Raw genomic sequence first — 2436 nt, 5'->3', positions numbered from 1 at the left:
CTGCCCGCCGGCGTCGGGGTTGATGTACCAGGTAAGCGTTGTCACGCTTTCCGCCGGCCCACAACCCGTCAGCAACATGGTCCCGATCGCCAGTGTCGCCACAGCTGCCGCTTTCGGCCGGCTCCGGACTGGATGAATTTTCCCTCGCCTGTTCGGCATTCCCACCGCGCCTCCACATCGTTGTAGACAGTCCGTTCACCCGAGGTACAGCGGGCGAACCAAAGCAACCTTGTCTTTGAGACCATATGCCCTGAGTGGGGAAATCGCCAGATTGAAGGGTTGCGATCCGGTCAAGGTTGACGACGAAAGATGGCGGGAACGTAAGCGTTTGCTACCGGAGTGCTGAGTTGTTCAGGGCGTGAGGGGGCCGTTCGAGCCCCTCGGTGACGCTCTCGGCCGGGTCGGTTCCCAGGTCCACGATGCGGTTCTGCTCATTGACGTGCACCACTGTGGGGAGGTAACTGTGTGCCTCCGCGTCAGTCAGCTGGGCGTAGGTGATCAGGATGACCGTGTCTCCCTGATGGACCAGGTGCGCGGCCGGGCCGTTGATACCGAGCACGCCCGATCCACGCTCGCCAGCAATGGTGTAGGTCTCCAGCCGGGCGCCGTTGGTCACGTCCACAATGGAGACCATCTCACCGGGCAGGATGTCGGCGGCCTCAAGCAGGTCAAGGTCCACGGTGACGGAACCCACGTAGTGCAGATCAGCGTGGGTAACCGTGGCACGGTGGATTTTGGACTTGAACATTGTGCGATTCATCAGCGTTAACACTACCGCCGTTCCGAAGTGCCCGGCTATGTGGTGTTCGGCACGCTGCTGGTGCGGCCGGGGTTGGCGGGTCGGGCGCCGAAGGCCGGGCGGCTCAGGCGTCCGGGGCTTTGCGCAGCGCGCGGCCCATGATCGCGGAGGTCAACGCCGCCACGAGCTCCTGGTTGGCGAGGGGGTTGCTGAGCAGGGTGAAGTCCACCGCGCCCACCGGCGGAAGGTTGAAACGGTTGCTGACCTGTACCAGATCCTCCGGGATCAGGGACTGCGGGAACACGGCTAACCCAATACCGGCACGGGCGGCGGCCAGGACGCCGTTGATCTCACGGGTGTTGCAGGTGATGCGCCAGGTTCGGCCAGCCTTCTCCAGCGCATCGATGGCCATCTGGCGGGTGAGGCTGGGGGACTGGTAGACGATCAACGGCACGGGAGCGCCGTCCTCAAGGGTGGTTTTCCCGTGCCCGGCCCAGACCAGCTGGTCACTTTGCACCAGGGTGCCCTCGCCGGTGCCGCTCATGTACTTGATGAAGATCAGGTCCAGCTGGCCCGCGCGCAGCCGGCGCAACAGGAGCGGGCTCTGGGTCACGGTGAGCTCAAGGTTGATCTGCGGGTAGAGCTGCCGGAAGTGGCGGAGGATGCGTGGCAGCTGGGTGATGGCGAGGTCGTCGGCCACCCCAAACCGGAGCCGGCCGCGCATGGCCGACCCGGAGAAATAGACCATCGCCTGTTCCTGGGCGGCGAGGATGGTCCGTGCGAAGCCGGCCATCGCGTCGCCGTTGTCGGTCAGGCTGACTTCGCGGGTGTCCCGGGAAATCAGGAGCCTGCCGGCCGCCTCCTCCAGCTTCCGGATGTGTTGACTCACGGTGGGCTGGCTGAGGTTGAGCCGGCCCGCGGCGCCGGTGAAGCTCAGGGTCTCGGCGACGGCAAGGAAGGTTTTCAGTTGGGCCGGGTCAAACATGATGCCGCCTATTACGTTTCCGAATACGAGTTATAGCCACCATACGCTTTCATCATGGATTGGCGGTGCGTAGCGTGGAAAGCGATCTCACCCCTTCAGCACAGGAAGACACCTTGGCACCCCCACCACCCTCCGCCGGCCCGGCTGGAGACCCCACGCTTACCGCGCCCCTGCCGATCACCAACCAGCGTCCAGCCTGGCGTGACACGTTCATCTCACTTCGCATCCCCAACTTCCGCCGATTCGCGATCTCCCACCTGGTCGCAGTGATCGCCGTCTGGATGCAACGCATCGCCCAGGACTGGATGGTCCTGGAGCTATCCGGATCGGTCACCGCCGTCGGGATCACCGTTGCACTGCAGTTCGCGCCGTTCCTCCTCCTCGGCCCTTATGGCGGAATCATCGCGGACCGCTATCCCAAACGCATCCTGTTGATCATCACGCAAAGCATGGCCGCCCTGATGGCAGCGGCAATGGCGGTGCTAGCCCTGACCGGCGTCGTCGAAGTGTGGCATGTCTACGTCATCGCCTTCACCCTGGGGCTGGTGACCGTGGTGGACGCCCCCGCACGCCAGGTGTTCGTCAACGACCTGGTGGGGCCCGTGCACCTGCGCAACGCGATCAGCCTGAACTCATCAATCTTCCAGGTGGGGGCCATGGTGGGTCCCGCGGTCAGCGGTGTGCTGATCACCGCGATCGGCGGCGGGTGGGC

General features: G+C 64.4%; 4 protein-coding genes (1 of these 4 only partly in view). 1 reads left to right on the top strand and 3 read right to left on the bottom strand.

The features are described from left to right. From K728_RS0114325 to K728_RS0114315, 3 genes are all read right to left on the bottom strand, one after another. Positions 1-159: the 5' portion of an extracellular solute-binding protein gene (locus K728_RS0114325; protein ID WP_035748226.1), read on the bottom strand. 1170 nt of this gene lie to the left of the window's left edge; the window shows 159 of its 1329 coding nt (coding positions 1-159); it begins with the start codon at positions 157-159; its stop codon lies off the left edge, out of view. 172 nt (positions 160-331) lie between these two features. Continuing rightward, complete coding sequence (gene panD / locus K728_RS0114320) at positions 332-760, bottom strand: aspartate 1-decarboxylase (RefSeq protein ID WP_024477119.1); 429 nt, start codon at positions 758-760, stop codon at positions 332-334. 103 nt (positions 761-863) lie between these two features. Further along, a complete protein-coding gene (locus K728_RS0114315) occupies positions 864-1724 on the bottom strand; it encodes a LysR substrate-binding domain-containing protein (RefSeq protein ID WP_019481747.1) in 861 nt (286 codons plus the stop codon). A gap of 113 nt (positions 1725-1837) precedes the next feature. On the opposite strand from K728_RS0114315, the gene K728_RS23340 reads away from it, so the two are divergent. Beyond that, positions 1838-2436: MFS transporter (locus K728_RS23340; RefSeq protein WP_443110995.1), on the top strand; the 599-nt coding region annotated here is incomplete at its 3' end.

Origin of the sequence: Arthrobacter sp. CAL618 (genome assembly GCF_000468215.1) — a bacterium.
GTDB lineage: Bacteria > Actinomycetota > Actinomycetes > Actinomycetales > Micrococcaceae > Arthrobacter_D.
Note: the sequence above shows the minus strand (reverse complement) of the source record. Positions and strands in the feature narration are given on the sequence as shown.

Coding starts and splice junctions, on each gene's coding strand:
- panD (WP_024477119.1), bottom strand. CDS start 760: ATGAATCGCACAATGTTCAAGTCCAAAATCCACCGTGCCACGGTTACC.
- K728_RS0114315 (WP_019481747.1), bottom strand. CDS start 1,724: ATGTTTGACCCGGCCCAACTGAAAACCTTCCTTGCCGTCGCCGAGACC.